Genomic DNA, 16274 nt, shown 5'->3' on the forward strand with positions numbered 1-16274 from the left:
GACTTCGATGACATCGCACAGACTGCTTCTCTCCGCAGCAATCCCCGCTTTGATGGCGCTGTCGGCCATGCCCGCCTCCGCCGAAACGCTGAAGGTTGTGGCGTCCTTCACCGTGCTTGCCGATGTTGTGAAACAGGTCGGCGGCGAGCACGTCAAGGTGACGAGCCTTGTCGGGCCGAACGGCGACCCCCATGAATTCGAGCCGTCGCCGGCCGATGCGAAGAATTTGAACGCGGCGCAGGTAACCTTCGTCAGCGGCGAGGGGTTGGAAGGCTGGATGGACCGGCTGATCTCCGCCTCGGGTTACAAGGGCAAGCCGGTCACCGTTTCCGAAGGCATCAACACCCGCACCATGGAAGAGGACGGCGAAAAAATCACCGATCCGCACGTCTGGAACAGCCCCGTCAACGTCAAGATCTGGGTCGCCAATATCGAAAAGGCGCTGTCATCGGCCGATCCCACGGACGCCGCCGCCTTCAAGGCCAATGCCGAGAAGTACACAAAGACGTTGGATGAATTGAACGCCTACGCCCACGCGAAATTCGACAAGGTGGCCGACGATCGCCGTAAGGTGCTGACCAGCCATGATGCCTTCGGCTATTTCGGCCGCGAATATAATGTCAGCTTCCTGGCGCCGCTTGGTCTGTCCACCGAAAGCGAGGCCTCGGCCGCCGACGTCGCCAAGCTGATCGAGCAGATCAAGGGCGAGCATGTGAAAGCCTATTTCTTCGAGAGTTCCAACGATCCGCGGCTGGTCAAGCAGGTCGCCAAGGCAACCGGTGCCGAGCCCGGCGGCGAGCTCTATGTCGAATCCCTGTCCGACGCCAAGGGGCCGGCGCCGACCTATGAGAAAATGTTCAAATACAATGTCGACCAGCTCGCCGCCGCCATGGCGAAGTCGAGCTGAGGCATCGAGGGCTGCAGGTTTATCCTGCGGCCCTTACAAATTGAGGTCGAAGACCAGGATGCCGGCGAGGCCTCCATCCGTCGACGAGACGATGCGCTCGCCAACAGCCACATGCTCGGGATGGATGAGATAGGCGTCGCGGGCCTCGGGGCTTTCAAAGGTCACGGCAAAACCGTCGACGAAGCCGCCATGCAGGCCTTCGGGCGAAACATTCGGCCCGTACTTGATATCCACTACGCCCGGAATGACCTGTTTCAACGCGGCGATCGCTTCGAACAGCGACTGCTTGTCTTCGTTCGTCATTGCGGTCTTCAGCCGCAGGAATACGCAGTGCAGGATCATCAGTGGTCCTCCCGATTTTCTTTGGCCGATTTTCTTTGGCCCGATTTTCTTTGGCTGGAGAATAGCGGCGAAAGCCGCGAGAGCAACGAGATTTATTTTCACGCAGACGTTGCGGCGCGAGCCAGGACCCGGGCAGATTACATCTGGTCGGTCTTGACCAGAGGCCGTTTGTAGATCTTCTGCACGAGATCGCTCGCCAGCGCGCGGGCTTCGTCTTTCTCAGCCGGCGTCATCGGCCGGCAGGTGTTCCTGGTGTTGGAACTGTCGAGCACCGTCGCGGCACCCGAATTGGCGATGACGAGATGCCAGCTGCAGGAGGCGACCTTGTCGATGGCGACTGCGCCATGGCAGCCTGTGGACAGGCAGAAGGCGACGGTCACCTGGGCGCCGTGATCGCCCTTATACGCCAGATCCATGGCCGTCTTGAAATCCTTGACCCAGCGCTCGCAGTGCCGCTGTTTGTCCCCCGGCAGGCAGCTCTTGGTGACGGGAGTGAGTTCGCCGGCCTGAAGCGGCGAGACGCAAAAAACACCCAGGGAGAGGGTGAGCAGAAACTTGAGCATGGAATTTTCCTTGTGCAAGCAATGAGAGGCGCACATCGCAGGCCGCAGGTCAATGGCCATCATTGGAAGGGAAGGCCGCAGTCGCGGCGGGTCGTCAAACCGTGCTCGCGCTGGAATTGATTGGCGATCGAACCGCCCGCAACGCGTGGCTGAAACCTCACGCGCTGGAGAGGCTGGCCGTCAGTTTCTAAATTCGGGCTGCGTCCGGTCGAGCGTGCGCTTGATCGATTCGAGATGGAGGCGTGCGGACTCCGGATCGCCTTCACGCATCTGCAGATAGGCCGCCTCGGCGATCTCCGGAGCGACAGGCAGGACCTTTCGCCCGGTCGACAGGGCAAGGGTCTGAACTTCGCAGGCTCTTTCGAGATAATAGAGGTCGTCCCAGGCTTCCGCTATGCTGGGGCCGCAGACCATGACGCCATGATGCTTCATGAAGACGATGTCGGCATCGCCGATCGCCGAGGCGATGCGATCACCCTCGCGCTCGTCCAATGCGAGGCCGTTATAGTTCGAATCCACCGCGGTGCGCCCGTAGAATTTCAGGGCGGTCTGGCCGGCGAAGATGAGCGGCTCGCCCTCCGTCATCGAAAGTGCGGTGGCATAGGGCATGTGCGTATGAAAAGCAGCCTTTGCCCTGGGAATGTTCTCATGAATGCGGGCGTGAATGTAAAAGGCGGTCGCTTCCGGCTTGCCCTCTCCGGCAACGACGTGACCATGAAAATCGCAGACCAGCAGCATGGATGCGGTCAGCTCGCTGAACGCGTAGCCGTAAGGATTGACGAGGAACAGGTCGTCATAGCCCGGCACGACGGCGGAGAAGTGATTGCATATGCCTTCCTCCATTCCGTAGTGCGCCGCCATGCGAAAACAGGCGGCGAGATCGGCGCGCGCACGCCAGATTTCTTCGGTTTCCAGCTTCGGCTGATTGGGGCCGGCCGAACTTGAAACGGAGGAGGTGTTCAGTGAATGGGCCATGATGTTGCTCCCTGCTGGGGTGAAAGACGGCGGATGTCAGCTTGCGCTCAGGCGCCGGCGGACGATGCTCGTGTGGAACGTGGCGCCGTGGATCAGTCCGCCGTCGTTGAAATCGTAATTCGGATTGTGCAGCGGCGCCGAACCTTCGCCATTGCCGAGGAAGACGAAGCAGCCGGGGACATGGTCGAGAAACCGAGCGAAGTCTTCCGATCCGGTCATCGGCTCGCGCCGGACCTTGACGTTTTCGGACGGGAAGACGCTGCGGGCTGCGGCAAAGGCTTCCTCGGCCAGGGCGGCATCGTTGAGCAGGGGGACGAATTCCCGGGTATAATTCACCTCGGCCGCGACATTGTGGGCGAGCGCCGTCCCCTCGGCGATCAGGCGCATCTGCGTCTCGATCGCCGCGCTGACCTCGGGACGGAAGCTGCGGGCATCGCCCAGGATGCGCGCCAGCCCGGGCAGGGCGTTGCGGGTGCCGTCGGTCAGAAGTTCGGTCACCGAGACGACGCCGATATCGGTCGGGTCGAGCCGCCGGGAAACGATGGTCTGGAGGTTCGTCACCAATGCGCAGGCGGCGACCAGGACTTCGTTGCCGGAGTGCGGACGCGCGGCGTGTCCGCCGACGCCCTTGAGCACGATCTCGAAATTATCCTCCGCCGACATGATCGCGCCGGCGCGGGTCTGGAAAACGCCGAGCGGAAGACCCGGCATGTTGTGCAGCCCGTAGATTTCGTCGAAGGGAAAACGCGTCATCAGGCCGTCGCCGAGCATCGCCAAGGCGCCTTTGCCCCATTCCTCGGCCGGCTGAAAAATGAACCGGACGGTGCCGTCGAAATCGCCGTCCTCGGCCAGCATCCTGGCGGCGCCAAGCAGCATCGCCGTATGGCCGTCATGGCCGCAGGCATGCATCAGGCCTTCGGTCTGCGAGCGATAGGGCCGATCGCCCTGTTCGGTGATCCTCAGGGCATCCATATCGGCGCGGAGCGCGATGGAGCGGTTGCCGCCGCCGCGCCGGAGCGTTCCGACAACCCCGGTGCCGCCGACACCTTCGACGACCTCGTCGAGCCCGAACTCCCGCAGTTTCCGGGCGACGAAAGCCGCCGTCCGCTTCTCCTCGAAGCCGAATTCGGGATGGCTGTGGAGCTCGTGCCTCCAGGCGGTCATGTCCTGTTCCAGCGTCCGGCTGTCCATGGTCATTCGGGCAATTCCCCTGTTGCGAGTCCGCAAACGACGTCGAGGAGGATATTCGCTCCCGCGATGAGGTCTACGTCTGTCGTGAACTCCTTCGGATTGTGACTGATGCCGCTGCGGCTGGGAACGAAGATCATCGCGCTTGGCGCGATGCGGGCGATCATCTGGGCATCATGGCCGGCGCCCGATGTCATGCGCCCGCACGCCAGGCCGCGATCCCCGGCGGCCGCTTCGATCAGCCGAACGATCGCCGGATCGAACTTGACCGGCTCGAACCGCGCCAGCCGCTCGGCTGAAATGCCGACCTTTTCCTCGGCCGAAAGCAGCTCGAGGAAGGCAGCGAGCGCGGCTTCCTCTTCCTTCAGGCGGTCTTCGTCCGGATCACGCAGATCGACCGTGAACGTCGCGCGAGAGGGAATGACATTGATGGCGTTCGGCTCGAAAGCGATGCAGCCGACGGTCGCGACCGTCGGGGTGTTCGAGGATTTCGCCCGGTCCCGCAGAAAGGCGATGACGCGGGCCGCCGCGTATCCGGCGTCCCGGCGCATCGAGATCGGTGTCGTGCCTGCATGGTTCGCATCGCCGTCGATGGTCACCCTCTGCCAGGAAATGCCCTGCAGGTTCTCGACCGCGCCGACCGATACGCCCTCCCTTTCGAGAACGGGACCCTGCTCGATATGCAGTTCGACATAGGCGTGCGGCGTCATGAAGCCGGGCGCATGGGTGCCGGCATAGCCGATCCGCGCCAGTTCATCGCCGAGCAGAGTGCCGTCGGTGCCCAACGTCTTCAGCGCGGCGGCGACATCGAGGCCTCCGGAATAGACCAGCGAACCCATCATATCAGGCGCATAGCGCACCCCTTCCTCATTGGTGAAGGCGGCAACGACAATCGGGCGCGACGGTTCGAACCCTTCGTCTTTCAGCGTCTGGATCACCTCCAGGCCGGCCAGCACGCCATAACATCCGTCATAGATGCCGGCATTGATCACCGTGTCGATGTGAGAGCCGATCATAATCGGCTTTTCCTCCCCGCCCGCGCCATTCCAGATGCCGAAGATGTTGCCGATATGGTCGACCGCAACCTCCAGTCCGGCTTCCTCAAGCCAGGCAACAAACTGATCGCGCCCCAGCTTTTCGCTATCGGAGGCCGCCAATCGGACAAGCCGTCCCTCCGCATCGCGGCCGATCTCGCCGAGCGTGGAGATGCGCCTGAGCAGACGCGCCGGATCGATTGAACGGCGGCTCATGCTGAAGCTCCGGTCTTGAATTTCGCGGCGACCGCGGCCGGTGATCGCCCGACGATCTCTTGATATTTGCCGGGATCGGTCGCGCCTTCAGTGTTCACCAGCAATATGCGCGAATGGCCGTCGAGAGACAGGGCTTGCCTGATCGCGGGATCGCCGGCAGCGCGGATCAGCCCGGCAAGCCCGACGCCGCCGCTTTCGCCGGCGACAATCGCCGGGTCGGTTCCAGCCGGATCGGCAAGCCGTTTCATCACCGAGATCGCCTCGTCTTCGTCAACGGTCATGAACGCGTCGGCGACGCGGGAGAGGATACGCCAGGCGACGAGGGACGGTTCGTAGCATTCGAGCATCGCCATGACGGTCGGCTCGCCATGGGCAACGGTCACCGGATGTCCGGCGCGCGCCGTTTCGAACAGGCAGGCGGCGCGGGCGGGGTCGACGACTGTGAAGGTCGGGCGTTCCTCGCCGAAGGCGATGGCCATGTGGCCTGCGACGGTCGCGGCAATCCCGCCGACGCCTGCCTGGAGGAAGACATGGGTGGGCGGCCGCGGCATTGCCCTGAGCGCTTCCCTGATAAGGGCGGTGTAGCCCTGCATCACCAGCCCGGGAATGCGCTCATAGCCGGGCCATGAGGTGTCCGAGACGATGGTCCAGCCCTTTTGCTCAGCCATGCGCGCCGCCTCCCGAACGGAATCGTCATAGGTGCCGGCCACACGGATCATCTCGGCGCCGAAGCGGGCGATGGCGGCGACGCGTTCGTCGCTAACGCCGGCATGCACGAATATCGCCGCCCGGACTCCCACAAGCTGCGCGCCCTGGGCCACCGACCGGCCGTGATTGCCGTCGGTGGCGCAGGCGACGGCCATCGTCTCGGCCACCTCTCGCACATCGGAAGAATGCAATTCGGAGACATCGACGGGACGGCCGAGCCTCCTTGCTGCTTCCTCGAGGACCAGACGGATCACGGCATAGGCACCGCCAAGCGCCTTGAAACTCCCAAGGCCGAGTCGGTGGCCCTCGTCTTTCACATGGATCGAGCCGACACCGAGTTCGGCCGCCAGCGTCGGCAAGGCGACGAGCGGCGTTTCCGCATGGTTTTCCCGGAATGTCAGGTGGCGCTCGACGGCGTCTGCCGCCTCCATCCCGAGGATTTCGGCGTCCCGCGGGTCGAGGGGCTGGCGGTAGTCGGCATTGGTGTTCAGCAGAAACATGAGCGCCTCATTTCAATTGTTCGGCTAAAACATATTGCAGGCGAGGTGAAAAAGGCGCTGTATTTCGGGCTTGGTTTTGCAATTTTGTTTCGTTGGAGCCCCGTTCTGAGCCGGCCGCTAAAATCTCCCTTGGATGCTTTCGATCACAAAATCCTGGCGATCCTGCAAAGGGACAATACCACGCCGCAGCGCACGATCGGCGAAGCCGTCGGCCTGTCCGCGCCCGCCGTCCAGCGCCGGATCAAGCGTATGACGGAGGATGGGGTCATCCGGGCAAACGTCGCCGTTCTCGACCCTGCAGCGCTCGGCCAATCGATCACCATCTTCGTCGAGGTGGAGGTTATCAGCGAAACGGCAAAACAGATCGAACAGGCCAAAAGCCAGTTCGCAGCCGCGCCGGAAATCCAGCAATGCTACTACGTCACCGGCGAGGCGGATTTCATCCTGGTCATCGTCGTTCCCGCAATGGCCGATTACGAAGCGCTGACGCGGCGGCTGTTCTTCGGCAACAACAACGTCAAGCGCTTCCGGACCTTCGTCGCGATGGATCGGGTGAAGGTCGGTCTCGGCGTTCCCGTCGAGCGCTGAGACTGGCCGCTCAGGCCGCTTGGTAAGCGCAAATCATTTCAGAAATTACACTGAACGGCCGAACATTTCACAATCACCTCTTGCCATTCGTAGTACCACAACAGACCTTGCGCGATCACGGTCGAGACCGCGACAACCAATATCATTTGTTGGAGCGTGAGGGATTTCCAAAACAAAAACCGAGCTAGAAGTAGGCAGCTCGTCATTCCTGCCGGAAACATCAAAACTGGCACGAATGAACCAAATTCTGCTTCAAATCGGTTTTTCGACGAACAGCACAAGAAGTATTTGTGGTCTTCCGAAAGCCCAAGAATGACCTCGGTCACCGCTATATACCCACTCCAAACCACCGACACCGGAGCAAGAAGAAAACCCCACGACAGAGATGACGAGGAATGCCCCGAAAAAAAACAGGAACGAATTCAGGCCCATCATAAAAGCGAGTGTTTTCAGAACGAGGAAAACTGGCGATGTCAGAACACAAAGCAACGCCGCCGATGCCCAAGCCCACTTTTGTTTCTGAGTTGGAAGGTCGACTTCGGCTTGCACATTCATGCGTGGCCCCTCAAATGTGAGAAAGCAAGACGACCATGTGGTTGGTATAGTGGCCAAAGGTGACCTTTGCCGCCGAGGCCGGCAACCGCTGAAACCGGCAGGCCATCTCACGCCCGCTTGGTTAGCGGAAACCGTTCCCGCAGCAGTCGCAGCACGGATTCCGAGGCGATCGGCGGGCCGAACAGATAGCTTTGCCCGTAGTTGCAGCCCATCTTGGCGAGCTCGATCGCATCCTCGTTGGATTCGATCCCTTCGGCCACCACCTTCATTTCAAGTTCGCGCGCCATTGCGATGACCGAGCGGAGCACGGTCGCCTTCTTGTCGCTGCCGTCGCGCACCAGGGCCTTGTCGAGCTTGATCATGTCGAAGGGGAAGCGGGTCAGATAGGCGAGCGAGGAATAGCCGGTGCCGAAATCGTCGAGCGCCAGGCCTATGCCGGCTTCCTTCAGCTTCTGCAGCACGAGGCGGGCCTGTTCCGGATTTTCCATCACCATGGACTCGGTCAGTTCGAGCTTGAGGCGGGCGGGCTGGCAATGGGTCTTGGCGAGAACCGAGCGCACGTCGTCATAGAGCTCGTTGTTGAGCAGCTGCACGCTCGACAGGTTGATCGACACGAAGATCGGCAATTCGCCGGTCTGGTTCTGCCAGCTCATCAGATCGTTGGTCGCCTGCTCCAGCGCGAACATGCCGAGCGGGCCGATGAGATCGGAGGCCTCGGCGATCGGGATGAATTCGGAGGGCGGAATATTGCCGCGTTTGGGATGTTCCCAGCGCATCAGCGCTTCGAAACCGGCGACCTCGACATCTTCAAGCCGGGCGATCGGCTGGTAGACCATCGACAATTCCTTGCGCTCGATGGCGCGGCGCAGATCCGTTTCGAGCTGCAGCCGGTCGGTGCCGAAGTCGCGGAAGGCCGGCTGGAACGGCTCGACGCGGTTGCCGCCGGCCCGTTTTGCCCGGTACATGGCAAGCTCGGCATCGCTGAGCAGGCCGCTGGCGCTCTCCTGCCGGTCGACCCAGGAGGTCAGGCCGATCGACGCCGTCAGGATGATCTCGCGGTTGGCGAAGTTGATCGGCACCATGATCGCCTTGCTGATCGCATCGGCGAAATCGGCGACCTTGGCCGGATTGTGCTCGGACACCAGGATCAGGCCGAACTGGTCGCCGGCGAGCCGCGCCAGCGTGTCCTGCGGCTTCAACAGCCGGCGCAGGCGCCGGGTCAGCGCAATCAGGATATTGTCGCCGGCAGCGACGCCGAGTGCATCATTGACCAGCTTGTAGCGGTCGATGTCGATCACCATCACGGTGGGCTTGAGCGTATCGCCACCCGGCGCCAGCGCCAGCACCGCCTGCAGCCGGTCGAGGAACACCTGCCGGTTCGGCAGGCCGGTGAGATTGTCATGCAGCGCATCGTGCAGCAGCCGCTCGACGGAATTTTTCTGCTCGGTGACGTCGACGATCGTGCCGACGCAGCGGATGATTTCGCCGTTCGAGCCGAGCACCGGCCGGGCGCGGATCAGCAGCCAGTGGAAATGCCCGTCCTCGGCGCGGATGCGGAATTCGTGGTTCAGCCGGCCGCGCCGGTGTTCGAGCAGCACGTCGAGCGTGGCGCGGAAGCGGTCGCGATCGTCTGGGTGCAGCCGCGGCAGCCAGTTGCGCGCCGCCCCATGCATGGTGCCCGGGGACAGGCCGAGCTTGGTCGAAACATCGGGAATGGTGACGACGCGGTCGCGCGCCACGTCCCAATCCCACACCATGTCGCCGGACCCGGTCAGCGCCAGCGATTGCCGCTCGAGATCGGAAAACAGCCCCTGCTGGAAGGCGCCGCCTGCAAAGGCGTGCTGCATGACGGTGAAGCCGATCAGAAGCACGATGAGCACCAAGCCGCCGCCGAGGGCCGGCTGGATGATGTCGTTGTCGAGCCGTCCGGTGACCGTCAGCCATGCGCCGAACAGCCAGACGAGCGTCAGCGCCCAGGCGGGCACCAAGAGGATGGCGCGGTCGTAGCGGTTGAAGCCGAGATAGACGATCAGCAGCAGCCCGGTCGCCGCCGTCAGGGCGAAGGAAAGCCGGGCGATGCCGGCGGCAATCGACGGATCGTAGATCGCGACGCCGAAGAGCAGGGCAAGGCCGAGCACCCAGGCGAGCGTCGCGTAGCCGAGATGCGCATGCCAGCGGTTGAGGTTCAAATAGGTGAACAGGAAGATGACGAAACTGGAGGCCAGCGCCACCTCGGCGCAGGCGCGCCATATTCGCTGGTCGGCCGAGGCCACGCTGATCAGCTTGCCGAGAAAGCCGAAGTCGACGCAGATATAGCCGAGCACCGCCCAGGCAAGGGCTGCGGTCGCCGGCAGCATCGAGGTGCCCTTGACGACGAAGAGGATGGTCAGGAACACCGCCAGCAGGCCGGCAATGCCGAGCACAATGCCGCGGTAGAGCGTGAAGGCGTTGATCGTGTCCTTGTAGGCGTTCGGTTCCCAAAGGTAGATCTGCGGCAGCTCCGGCGTCGACAGTTCGGCGACGAAGGTGATGACGGCGCCGGGGTTCAGCGTGATGCGGAAGACGTCGGCCTCGTCGCTCGGCTGCCGGTCGAGCGCGAAACCTTCGCTGGGCGTAATCGCGCTGATGCGCTGCGAGCCGAGATCCGGCCAGAACAGCTTGGAATTGACCAGCCGGAAATGCGGCGCGACGATGACCCGCTCCAGCTGTTCCTCCGAGACGTTGGCGAGCGCGAACACCGCCCAGTCGCCCTGGTGATTTTCAGAGCTTGCCCTGACCTCGATGCGCCGGCGGATACCGTCGGCGCCGGCCGCCGTCGAAACCTGGAAGGCCTCGCCCTGGTTGACGTAGATTTCGGTCGTCGCGGTCAGGTCGAGCGCGGTGTCGTCACGGGAAATCTTCACCGGTTCGGCCGCCTGGGCCGCGCCCGCCGAAAGGGCGAACACCGCCAGCAAAAAGGCTGCGATCACCGCGATCAAACGTCCGGACGGTGACTTGGGCAGCATGCGGTCTCTGGTCATCGGCTGTCGGTTTTCCTGCCTTTATCCGTATCGGTGGCGAGACGTGAAAACATCACATGGTCATGCCACTGACCGTTGATCTTCAAGTATCCGCGCAGATAACCTTCCTGCTGAAACCCGGCCTTTTCAAGCAGGCGGATGCTGCGCGCGTTATCTGGAATACAGGCTGCTTCGATACGGTGCAACTCAAGCCCGGTGAAGATATAAGGAATAACCATTTGAAGGGCGGCGAACATATGCCCCTGGCCGGCATGGCGCTCGCCCATCCAGTAGCCGATCATGCAGCTTTGTGCCGCGCCCCGCCTGATATAACCGATGGTGATGCCGCCGACGAGGGCGTGGTTTTCCTTGAGGAAAATGAACAGCGGGATTGCCTGGCCCGAGGCATATTCCTGCTTGCCGCGGATGACGCGGGCGCGGTAGGCGCCTTCCGTCAGCTCGTCGCGCCGCCAGGTCGGCTCCCAGGGCTCCAGGAACTTGCGGCTTTCGGCGCGCAGCCGGTGCCATTGGTTGAAATCCTGGTAGCGCGGCAGGCGCAAGAGATATCGGTCGTTTTCCAGCTCGACCGCATCCGGCTGCCGCGACAGAAACCGAAACACCGATTTTGGCATCCATCACTCCCGGCAGGACGAACGCCGGCTCAGCGGCCGGCCTGCATCGTTTTCGGTGCCGGGACCGAAAGCGACGCGGTGATGTCTTCCATCGGCGCGAGCTGTTCCAGCGGACCGATCGCCGAAAGCGTCGGCACCGTGTCGTAGAACAGCCGGCCGGCGAGATCGGTCAGCCGCTCGATGGTGATGCCCTCGAGCCGTTCCATCATCTCCATATTGGAGATCGGCCGGCCGTAAAGCATCATCTGCCTGGCGATCTGGCCGGCGCGCGACGCCGGACTTTCCTGGCCCATCAGCAACTGGGCGCGGATCTGGGCGCGGGCGCGCTCGATTTCCTTCTGGTGGATCTGATCGGCGGATTTGTGCAGCTCGTCGATGATGACGGGCACCAGCTCCGGCAGATTTTCGCCGCCGGTCGCAGCATGAATGCCGAAGATGCCGGTGTCGGAAAAGCCCCAGTGGAAGGCATAGACCGAATAACAGAGACCGCGGAATTCGCGCACTTCCTGGAACAGCCTGGAGGACATGCCGCCGCCGAGGATATTGGCGAGAATCTGCGAACAGTAGAAATCGCGGGCATGGTAGGGCTTGCCCTCGAAGCCGAGCAGGATCTGCGCGTCCATCAGATCGCGCGGTTCGCGCACGCTGCCGCCGATATAGCGCGCCGCTTCCATGACCGGCGGCGCCGAAGGCTCGCTCGGCAGGCTGGCGAAACGATCCTCGACCATGCGCAGGAATTCGTCATGCTCGACGGCGCCGGTGGCGACGACGAACATGCGGTCGGTCGTGTAGTTGCGGCCGAGATAGCCGCGGATCTGCTGCGGCGTGAAGGAGACGACGGTCTCCGGCGTGCCGAGGATGGCTCGGCCGAGCGTCTGGTCGCGATAGGCGACCTCGGAGAACCGGTCGAACACCACGTCGTCGGGCGTGTCGTTGGCGGCGTTGATCTCCTGCAGGATCACCTGCTTCTCGCGCTCCAGCTCCTCCTCCTCGAAGGCCGATTCCGTCAGGATGTCGGCGAGGATATCGACGGCGAGCGGCACGTGGTCTTTCAGCACGCGGGCGTAGTAGGAGGTGGTCTCGGTTGAAGTGGCGGCGTTGACTTCGCCGCCGACGTCCTCGATTTCCTCGGCGATCTGGCGGGCGCTGCGGCGTCCCGTTCCCTTGAAGGCCATGTGTTCTAGCAGATGGGCGATGCCGTGCTCGTCTGCCGTCTCGTTACGCGATCCCGATTTGATCCAGACTCCGAGCGCAACGCTTTCAAGGTGCGGCATGGTTTCTGTGACTACTGTCAGCCCGGATTTCAGCCGGGTGCACTCAACTGTCATTGGCTATCTTTCTGCGCCTGCCGTCGTCTTGCCGCGGGCGTGTTTGCCGATAAAGGTCTCTACGGCTTTCAGCTCCGGTTCGATGATCTGGAAGCGCTCCTCCCTGTGCATCAGATCAGCAAGCCACGTCGGAAGCGCCGGGTCAATACCGCAGGCCGATTTTACGGCGGCCGGGAATTTCGCCGGATGCGCGGTCGAAAGCGTCACCATCGGCGTATTCGGCTTTTCCTTCTTCCTGGCGACGAAGACGCCGATCGCCGAATGCGGATCGAGCAGATAACCGGTCTCGGCATATGTCGTGCGGATCGTCTCGGCCACCTGTTTTTCGCTGGCGCGACCGGCCCGGAAGTCGCGGCGGATCGCCTTCAGCGCTTGCTCGCCGATCTCGAAGCCATTGGATTGTTTGAGGCTTTCCATGGCCGCGCGCACCTTCGAGGCGTCGCGCCCATAGGCTTCGAACAGCAGCCGTTCGAAATTCGACGAGATCTGGATGTCCATCGAAGGCGAGCTTGTCGCCTTGACCGCCTTCATGTCGTAGCGGCCGGTCTTCAGCGTCCGCTCCAGGATGTCGTTCTCATTGGTGGCGATCACCAGCCGGTCGATCGGCAGGCCCATGCGCTTGGCGCCGTAGCCGGCAAAGATATCGCCGAAATTGCCGGTCGGCACCGTGAACGAGATCTTCCGGTCCGGCCCGCCGAGCGCCACGGCGGTCGTGAAATAATAGACGATCTGGGCCATGATGCGCGCCCAGTTGATCGAGTTGACGCCGGAGAGGCCGACCTTGTCGCGGAACGCCGCGTCGTTGAACATCGCTTTGACGAGGTTCTGACAATCGTCGAAATTGCCCTCGACGGCAAGCGCATGCACATTGGCGGCCGTCGATGTCGTCATCTGCCGCTGCTGCACCGGCGAGACCTTGCCATGCGGGAAGAGAATGAAGATGTCGGTACGCTCGCGCCCCGCGAACGCGTCGATCGCCGCCCCGCCGGTATCGCCCGAAGTGGCGCCGACGATCGTCGCCCGTTTGCCGCGCTTCTCCAGCGCGTAATCCATCAGCCGGGCCAGCAGCTGCATCGCCACATCCTTGAAGGCGAGCGTCGTGCCATGGAACAGCTCCATGACAAAACTGTTCGGCCCGGTCTGCACGAGCGGCGCGATCGCCGGATGGCGGAAGGTGCCGTAGGCCTCGTCGATCATCGCTCGGAAAGTCGCCGCGGGGATCTCGCCATTGGTGAAGGGCGAAAGGATGGTGAAGGCGATTTCCTGATAGCTCTTGCCGCGCAGCGCCCGGATTTCTTTCTTCGAAAACTGCGGCCATTCCCGGGGAACATAGAGCCCGCCGTCGCGCGCCAGCCCCGTCAGCAGGGCGTCGCAAAAGCCGAGGGCAGGGGCCTCGCCGCGGGTCGAGATATAGTCCACGTTCATCATCCTTGATCTATCGCTGGAGGAAGTTCGGCCGGGCCGGGCCGTGGCTCGCGCAGCCGGAAACCGGCCAGCGCTGCGCTTGCGGCCATACCATCGCCGTTATCTTGTTGAAGTTGCCCGCATCCGGGGGCGAAAAGTGCATCAAAACGGCGCGTACCCAATCGATTTTTGTTTGCGCCGCTGATATAGACCATCGCAAACCGTCATGAAAGGCCTCGCGCAAAAGACATGGGGCCTCCAAGAAACGCTTGTGCAAAGGGTGGAACATAGTGCTCGGCAAGGTCTCGCGTCTCATCGTCTCCGCTTCCATTCTTGCCTTGCTCGCCGGCTGCGATACGCTGGGCATCGGCGGCGACAGCAAGTCGGCGGCGCCGGCGCAGTCGAACGGCACCGCCCAGATCATGCCGCTGGCGCCGGCCAATCCGACCTCGAACAATCCTTCGATCGGCACCGCAAAGACCGCGCAGGGCGCCGTCGCCCCCGTCGTCCAGGGCGCCTGCCCGCAGATCTTCATGCGCGACCAGGATGCGATCTTCCGCACCTATGCCAAGGGCAAGAAGGACGATGCGCAGCAGATCGTCTTCCAGGCGTCCTTCGGCGATTACACCCGCCAGTGCACGCTGAACGAGGCGAACCTGACGATGACCATCGTTGCCCAGTTGCGCCTCATCACCGGCCCGGCCGGCGCTCCCGGCCCGGTGACCCTGCCGATCCGCGTCACCATCCTCGACGGCGAGACCGTGCTCTATTCCGAAGTCACCAAATTCCCGACCGAGATCCCGGCGGGCGCGCCGGGCACCCAGGTGATCTTCCGCAAGGACGGCATCAAAATGCCCGTCGGCGCCGGCGCCCTGGTGCGCGTCAACATCGGCTTCGATACCCAGCCGGCAAAGACCAAGAAGAACAGCTAAAGCCGCCCGGTGAGTTCGGTCTTCCTGGTTCATCGGAAAAGCATGCGGCAGCACGTTCGGGAAGATGCGCCCCCTGCGAGGACCGAAGTCATGTTGTCCAAGGAAAAATCGCAGATCTCTCTCAGGTTGCCAACGTCGACGGTCGAAGCATTCGATCGCATCGCCCAGGTTCTCGATCGAGATCGAACCGGAGTGATGTTGAAAGCCCTCGACCACTATCTGGCGAATGAGGGCGCCGAGATGCTGCAGGATGCCCATGGCTTCGATGAACTTGACCGCGGGGAAAGCGTCGATCTCGACGACGTGCTTGAAAAGGCTCGGATGATCGTTGACGCTTCGGAAGTTCGACATCGTCGGGTTGGCTGATGCCGGCTGCCCGTCTCTCCAAAAGTGCCGAACGCTGGCTTCTGACCAGAATTGCCGAATTGGCAGAAATCAATCCTGCAGCCGCCAGAAATCTTATCGACCGTCTTGAAAGACAGAAGGCACCGTTGTCGTCCTTCCCCAAAATGACGGAAAAAGGCGGCCGGCTCCCGCTTCTGACGGAGCGCCGTTGCTTGTCTCAGATCAGAGAACGCCTTCCCAGGCCGCCAACGCGGCGACGACACCAGGCAGGTCGTTCATGCGGGAGATCGCCGTTTCGGCGCCGGCATCGGTCAGCTTGTCGGCATGGGCGGGATAGCTGTGCGAGGCGCCGGTGAAGCCGATGACGCGCATGCCGGCGGCGCGCGCCGCATGGACGCCGTGCACGGAATCCTCGACGACGACCACCTTGTCCGGCGAGACACCCATCTGACTTGCGCCGTGCAGGAAGATGTCGGGCTTCGGCTTGGCCCGGTCGGGCCCGAGATCCTTGGCGGAAAAGATATTGGGGGCAAACAGCGGCTTCAGCCCCACCTTGCCGAGCATCATGTCGAGCCGCTTCGTGCTCGAATTCGAGCAGATGCAGCGCTTCATCGAGAGCCTGGAGACGGCGAATTCGACGCCTGGAATGGCCTTGACGTCATTCGCCAGCCTGGCGTCGAGCAGTTGCTCGGACTTCTCGAGCAGCGAGGCAGAAAACGGGATGCTCGCTTCGCGCTCGATCTGCAGCAGGATATTGCGCCATGTCATGCCGGCGAAGCGTTCGCCCATTTCCTCGACGCCGATCGGATATCCGGCCTCCGTCAGAAGCGCGGATTCGACTTCCGCGGCGATGATTTCGGAATCGACGAGCACACCGTCGCAATCGAAGATAATGAGATCGAAGCCGTTCATATGTTCACGCCTTGCTGGAAATCTGGGTCTTGTCCGGGGATTCAGCGGCTTTACACGATGCCCGCCGAAAGCTCAACCTGATCTCAAGCATGGCTGCGATGCGGCAAGCGACCGGCTCCGCGGTCGCTGCCGGATCGCTTCCGTGA

The 16274-nt window shown here is 62.5% G+C and carries 17 protein-coding genes; 4 read left to right on the forward strand and 13 right to left on the reverse strand.

Annotation, left to right across the window (positions count from 1 at the left end):
• Window positions 1–7: 7 nt before the first annotated feature.
• Window positions 8–907: a metal ABC transporter substrate-binding protein gene (locus K6N12_RS05200; protein WP_097624117.1), complete on the forward strand. Its 900-nt coding sequence runs from the start codon at window positions 8–10 to the stop codon at window positions 905–907.
• Window positions 908–940: 33 nt separating this feature from the next.
• On the opposite strand, the gene K6N12_RS05205 is transcribed toward K6N12_RS05200, so the two are convergent.
• The 6 genes from K6N12_RS05205 to K6N12_RS05230 form a co-directional block, all read right to left on the reverse strand.
• On the reverse strand, window positions 941–1249 hold the full coding sequence (locus tag K6N12_RS05205) for a Dabb family protein (RefSeq protein WP_097624118.1): 309 nt from the start codon (window positions 1247–1249) through the stop codon (window positions 941–943).
• Between the two features lie 137 nt (window positions 1250–1386).
• Window positions 1387–1812 (reverse strand): hypothetical protein, encoded by a 426-nt coding sequence (locus tag K6N12_RS05210; RefSeq protein ID WP_097624119.1) that lies wholly within the window; start codon window positions 1810–1812, stop codon window positions 1387–1389.
• A 180-nt stretch (window positions 1813–1992) separates the two neighbouring features.
• Window positions 1993–2787 carry an aldolase gene (locus tag K6N12_RS05215; RefSeq protein ID WP_097624120.1) on the reverse strand — a complete coding sequence of 265 codons (795 nt, stop codon included), beginning with the start codon at window positions 2785–2787 and terminating at the stop codon, window positions 1993–1995.
• Window positions 2788–2823: 36 nt separating this feature from the next.
• The gene (locus K6N12_RS05220; RefSeq protein ID WP_097624121.1) at window positions 2824–3984 is read right to left on the reverse strand and encodes a M20 aminoacylase family protein; all 1161 of its coding nucleotides are present in this window, start codon (window positions 3982–3984) and stop codon (window positions 2824–2826) included.
• Complete coding sequence (locus tag K6N12_RS05225) at window positions 3981–5225, reverse strand: Zn-dependent hydrolase (protein WP_131711373.1); 1245 nt, start codon at window positions 5223–5225, stop codon at window positions 3981–3983. Before K6N12_RS05225 ends, K6N12_RS05220 begins: the two co-directional genes overlap by 4 nt.
• Window positions 5222–6433: a diaminopropionate ammonia-lyase gene (locus tag K6N12_RS05230; RefSeq protein ID WP_097624123.1), complete on the reverse strand. Its 1212-nt coding sequence runs from the start codon at window positions 6431–6433 to the stop codon at window positions 5222–5224. The genes K6N12_RS05225 and K6N12_RS05230 overlap by 4 nt, the downstream gene beginning before the upstream one ends.
• A gap of 105 nt (window positions 6434–6538) precedes the next feature.
• On the opposite strand from K6N12_RS05230, the gene K6N12_RS05235 reads away from it, so the two are divergent.
• Window positions 6539–7021 carry an Lrp/AsnC family transcriptional regulator gene (locus tag K6N12_RS05235; RefSeq protein ID WP_097624182.1) on the forward strand — a complete coding sequence of 161 codons (483 nt, stop codon included), beginning with the start codon at window positions 6539–6541 and terminating at the stop codon, window positions 7019–7021.
• Between the two features lie 252 nt (window positions 7022–7273).
• Here K6N12_RS05235 and K6N12_RS34005 read toward each other — a convergent pair whose 3' ends face one another.
• The 6 genes from K6N12_RS34005 to K6N12_RS05265 form a co-directional block, all read right to left on the reverse strand.
• Window positions 7274–7576 carry a hypothetical protein gene (locus K6N12_RS34005; protein ID WP_239619821.1) on the reverse strand — a complete coding sequence of 101 codons (303 nt, stop codon included), beginning with the start codon at window positions 7574–7576 and terminating at the stop codon, window positions 7274–7276.
• Between the two features lie 107 nt (window positions 7577–7683).
• On the reverse strand, window positions 7684–10596 hold the full coding sequence (locus tag K6N12_RS05245; RefSeq protein ID WP_064837171.1) for a sensor domain-containing phosphodiesterase: 2913 nt from the start codon (window positions 10594–10596) through the stop codon (window positions 7684–7686).
• On the reverse strand, window positions 10593–11207 hold the full coding sequence (locus K6N12_RS05250; RefSeq protein WP_097624124.1) for a GNAT family N-acetyltransferase: 615 nt from the start codon (window positions 11205–11207) through the stop codon (window positions 10593–10595). The genes K6N12_RS05245 and K6N12_RS05250 overlap by 4 nt, the downstream gene beginning before the upstream one ends.
• Window positions 11208–11236: 29 nt before the next feature.
• Window positions 11237–12535, reverse strand: coding sequence for a M16 family metallopeptidase (locus K6N12_RS05255; RefSeq protein WP_097624125.1), 1299 nt, complete (start codon window positions 12533–12535; stop codon window positions 11237–11239).
• Window positions 12536–12538: 3 nt separating this feature from the next.
• Window positions 12539–13963 carry a threonine synthase gene (thrC, locus tag K6N12_RS05260; protein ID WP_097624126.1) on the reverse strand — a complete coding sequence of 475 codons (1425 nt, stop codon included), beginning with the start codon at window positions 13961–13963 and terminating at the stop codon, window positions 12539–12541.
• Entirely contained in the window at window positions 13960–14154 is a 195-nt protein-coding gene (locus tag K6N12_RS05265) for a hypothetical protein (protein ID WP_165503941.1), read from the reverse strand. Before K6N12_RS05265 ends, thrC begins: the two co-directional genes overlap by 4 nt.
• 72 nt (window positions 14155–14226) lie before the next feature.
• On the opposite strand from K6N12_RS05265, the gene K6N12_RS05270 reads away from it, so the two are divergent.
• Together K6N12_RS05270 and K6N12_RS05275 are read left to right on the forward strand one after the other, a co-directional pair.
• Window positions 14227–14871, forward strand: a complete 645-nt coding sequence (locus K6N12_RS05270) for a hypothetical protein (RefSeq protein WP_179867057.1) — start codon at window positions 14227–14229, stop codon at window positions 14869–14871.
• A 90-nt stretch (window positions 14872–14961) separates the two neighbouring features.
• On the forward strand, window positions 14962–15237 hold the full coding sequence (locus K6N12_RS05275; RefSeq protein ID WP_097624129.1) for a CopG family ribbon-helix-helix protein: 276 nt from the start codon (window positions 14962–14964) through the stop codon (window positions 15235–15237).
• A 201-nt stretch (window positions 15238–15438) separates the two neighbouring features.
• Here K6N12_RS05275 and K6N12_RS05280 read toward each other — a convergent pair whose 3' ends face one another.
• Window positions 15439–16128, reverse strand: a complete 690-nt coding sequence (locus tag K6N12_RS05280; RefSeq protein ID WP_097624130.1) for an HAD family hydrolase — start codon at window positions 16126–16128, stop codon at window positions 15439–15441.
• Window positions 16129–16274 lie beyond the last annotated feature (146 nt).

Source organism: Rhizobium redzepovicii, from assembly GCF_019793435.1.
GTDB classification, from domain to species: domain Bacteria; phylum Pseudomonadota; class Alphaproteobacteria; order Rhizobiales; family Rhizobiaceae; genus Rhizobium; species Rhizobium redzepovicii.

Bases quoted from the DNA above. Each gene is read 5' to 3' on its own strand.
- K6N12_RS05215 (WP_097624120.1), bottom strand. From the start codon at position 2,787: ATGGCCCATTCACTGAACACCTCCTCCGTTTCAAGTTCGGCCGGCCCC.
- K6N12_RS05250 (WP_097624124.1), bottom strand. From the start codon at position 11,207: ATGCCAAAATCGGTGTTTCGGTTTCTGTCGCGGCAGCCGGATGCGGTC.
- K6N12_RS05255 (WP_097624125.1), bottom strand. From the start codon at position 12,535: ATGACAGTTGAGTGCACCCGGCTGAAATCCGGGCTGACAGTAGTCACA.
- K6N12_RS05245 (WP_064837171.1), bottom strand. From the start codon at position 10,596: ATGACCAGAGACCGCATGCTGCCCAAGTCACCGTCCGGACGTTTGATC.
- K6N12_RS05275 (WP_097624129.1), top strand. From the start codon at position 14,962: ATGTTGTCCAAGGAAAAATCGCAGATCTCTCTCAGGTTGCCAACGTCG.
- K6N12_RS34005 (WP_239619821.1), bottom strand. From the start codon at position 7,576: ATGAATGTGCAAGCCGAAGTCGACCTTCCAACTCAGAAACAAAAGTGG.
- K6N12_RS05210 (WP_097624119.1), bottom strand. From the start codon at position 1,812: ATGCTCAAGTTTCTGCTCACCCTCTCCCTGGGTGTTTTTTGCGTCTCG.
- K6N12_RS05200 (WP_097624117.1), top strand. From the start codon at position 8: ATGACATCGCACAGACTGCTTCTCTCCGCAGCAATCCCCGCTTTGATG.
- K6N12_RS05265 (WP_165503941.1), bottom strand. From the start codon at position 14,154: ATGGTCTATATCAGCGGCGCAAACAAAAATCGATTGGGTACGCGCCGT.
- K6N12_RS05230 (WP_097624123.1), bottom strand. From the start codon at position 6,433: ATGTTTCTGCTGAACACCAATGCCGACTACCGCCAGCCCCTCGACCCG.
- K6N12_RS05280 (WP_097624130.1), bottom strand. From the start codon at position 16,128: ATGAACGGCTTCGATCTCATTATCTTCGATTGCGACGGTGTGCTCGTC.
- K6N12_RS05220 (WP_097624121.1), bottom strand. From the start codon at position 3,984: ATGACCATGGACAGCCGGACGCTGGAACAGGACATGACCGCCTGGAGG.
- K6N12_RS05205 (WP_097624118.1), bottom strand. From the start codon at position 1,249: ATGATCCTGCACTGCGTATTCCTGCGGCTGAAGACCGCAATGACGAAC.
- thrC (WP_097624126.1), bottom strand. From the start codon at position 13,963: ATGATGAACGTGGACTATATCTCGACCCGCGGCGAGGCCCCTGCCCTC.
- K6N12_RS05225 (WP_131711373.1), bottom strand. From the start codon at position 5,225: ATGAGCCGCCGTTCAATCGATCCGGCGCGTCTGCTCAGGCGCATCTCC.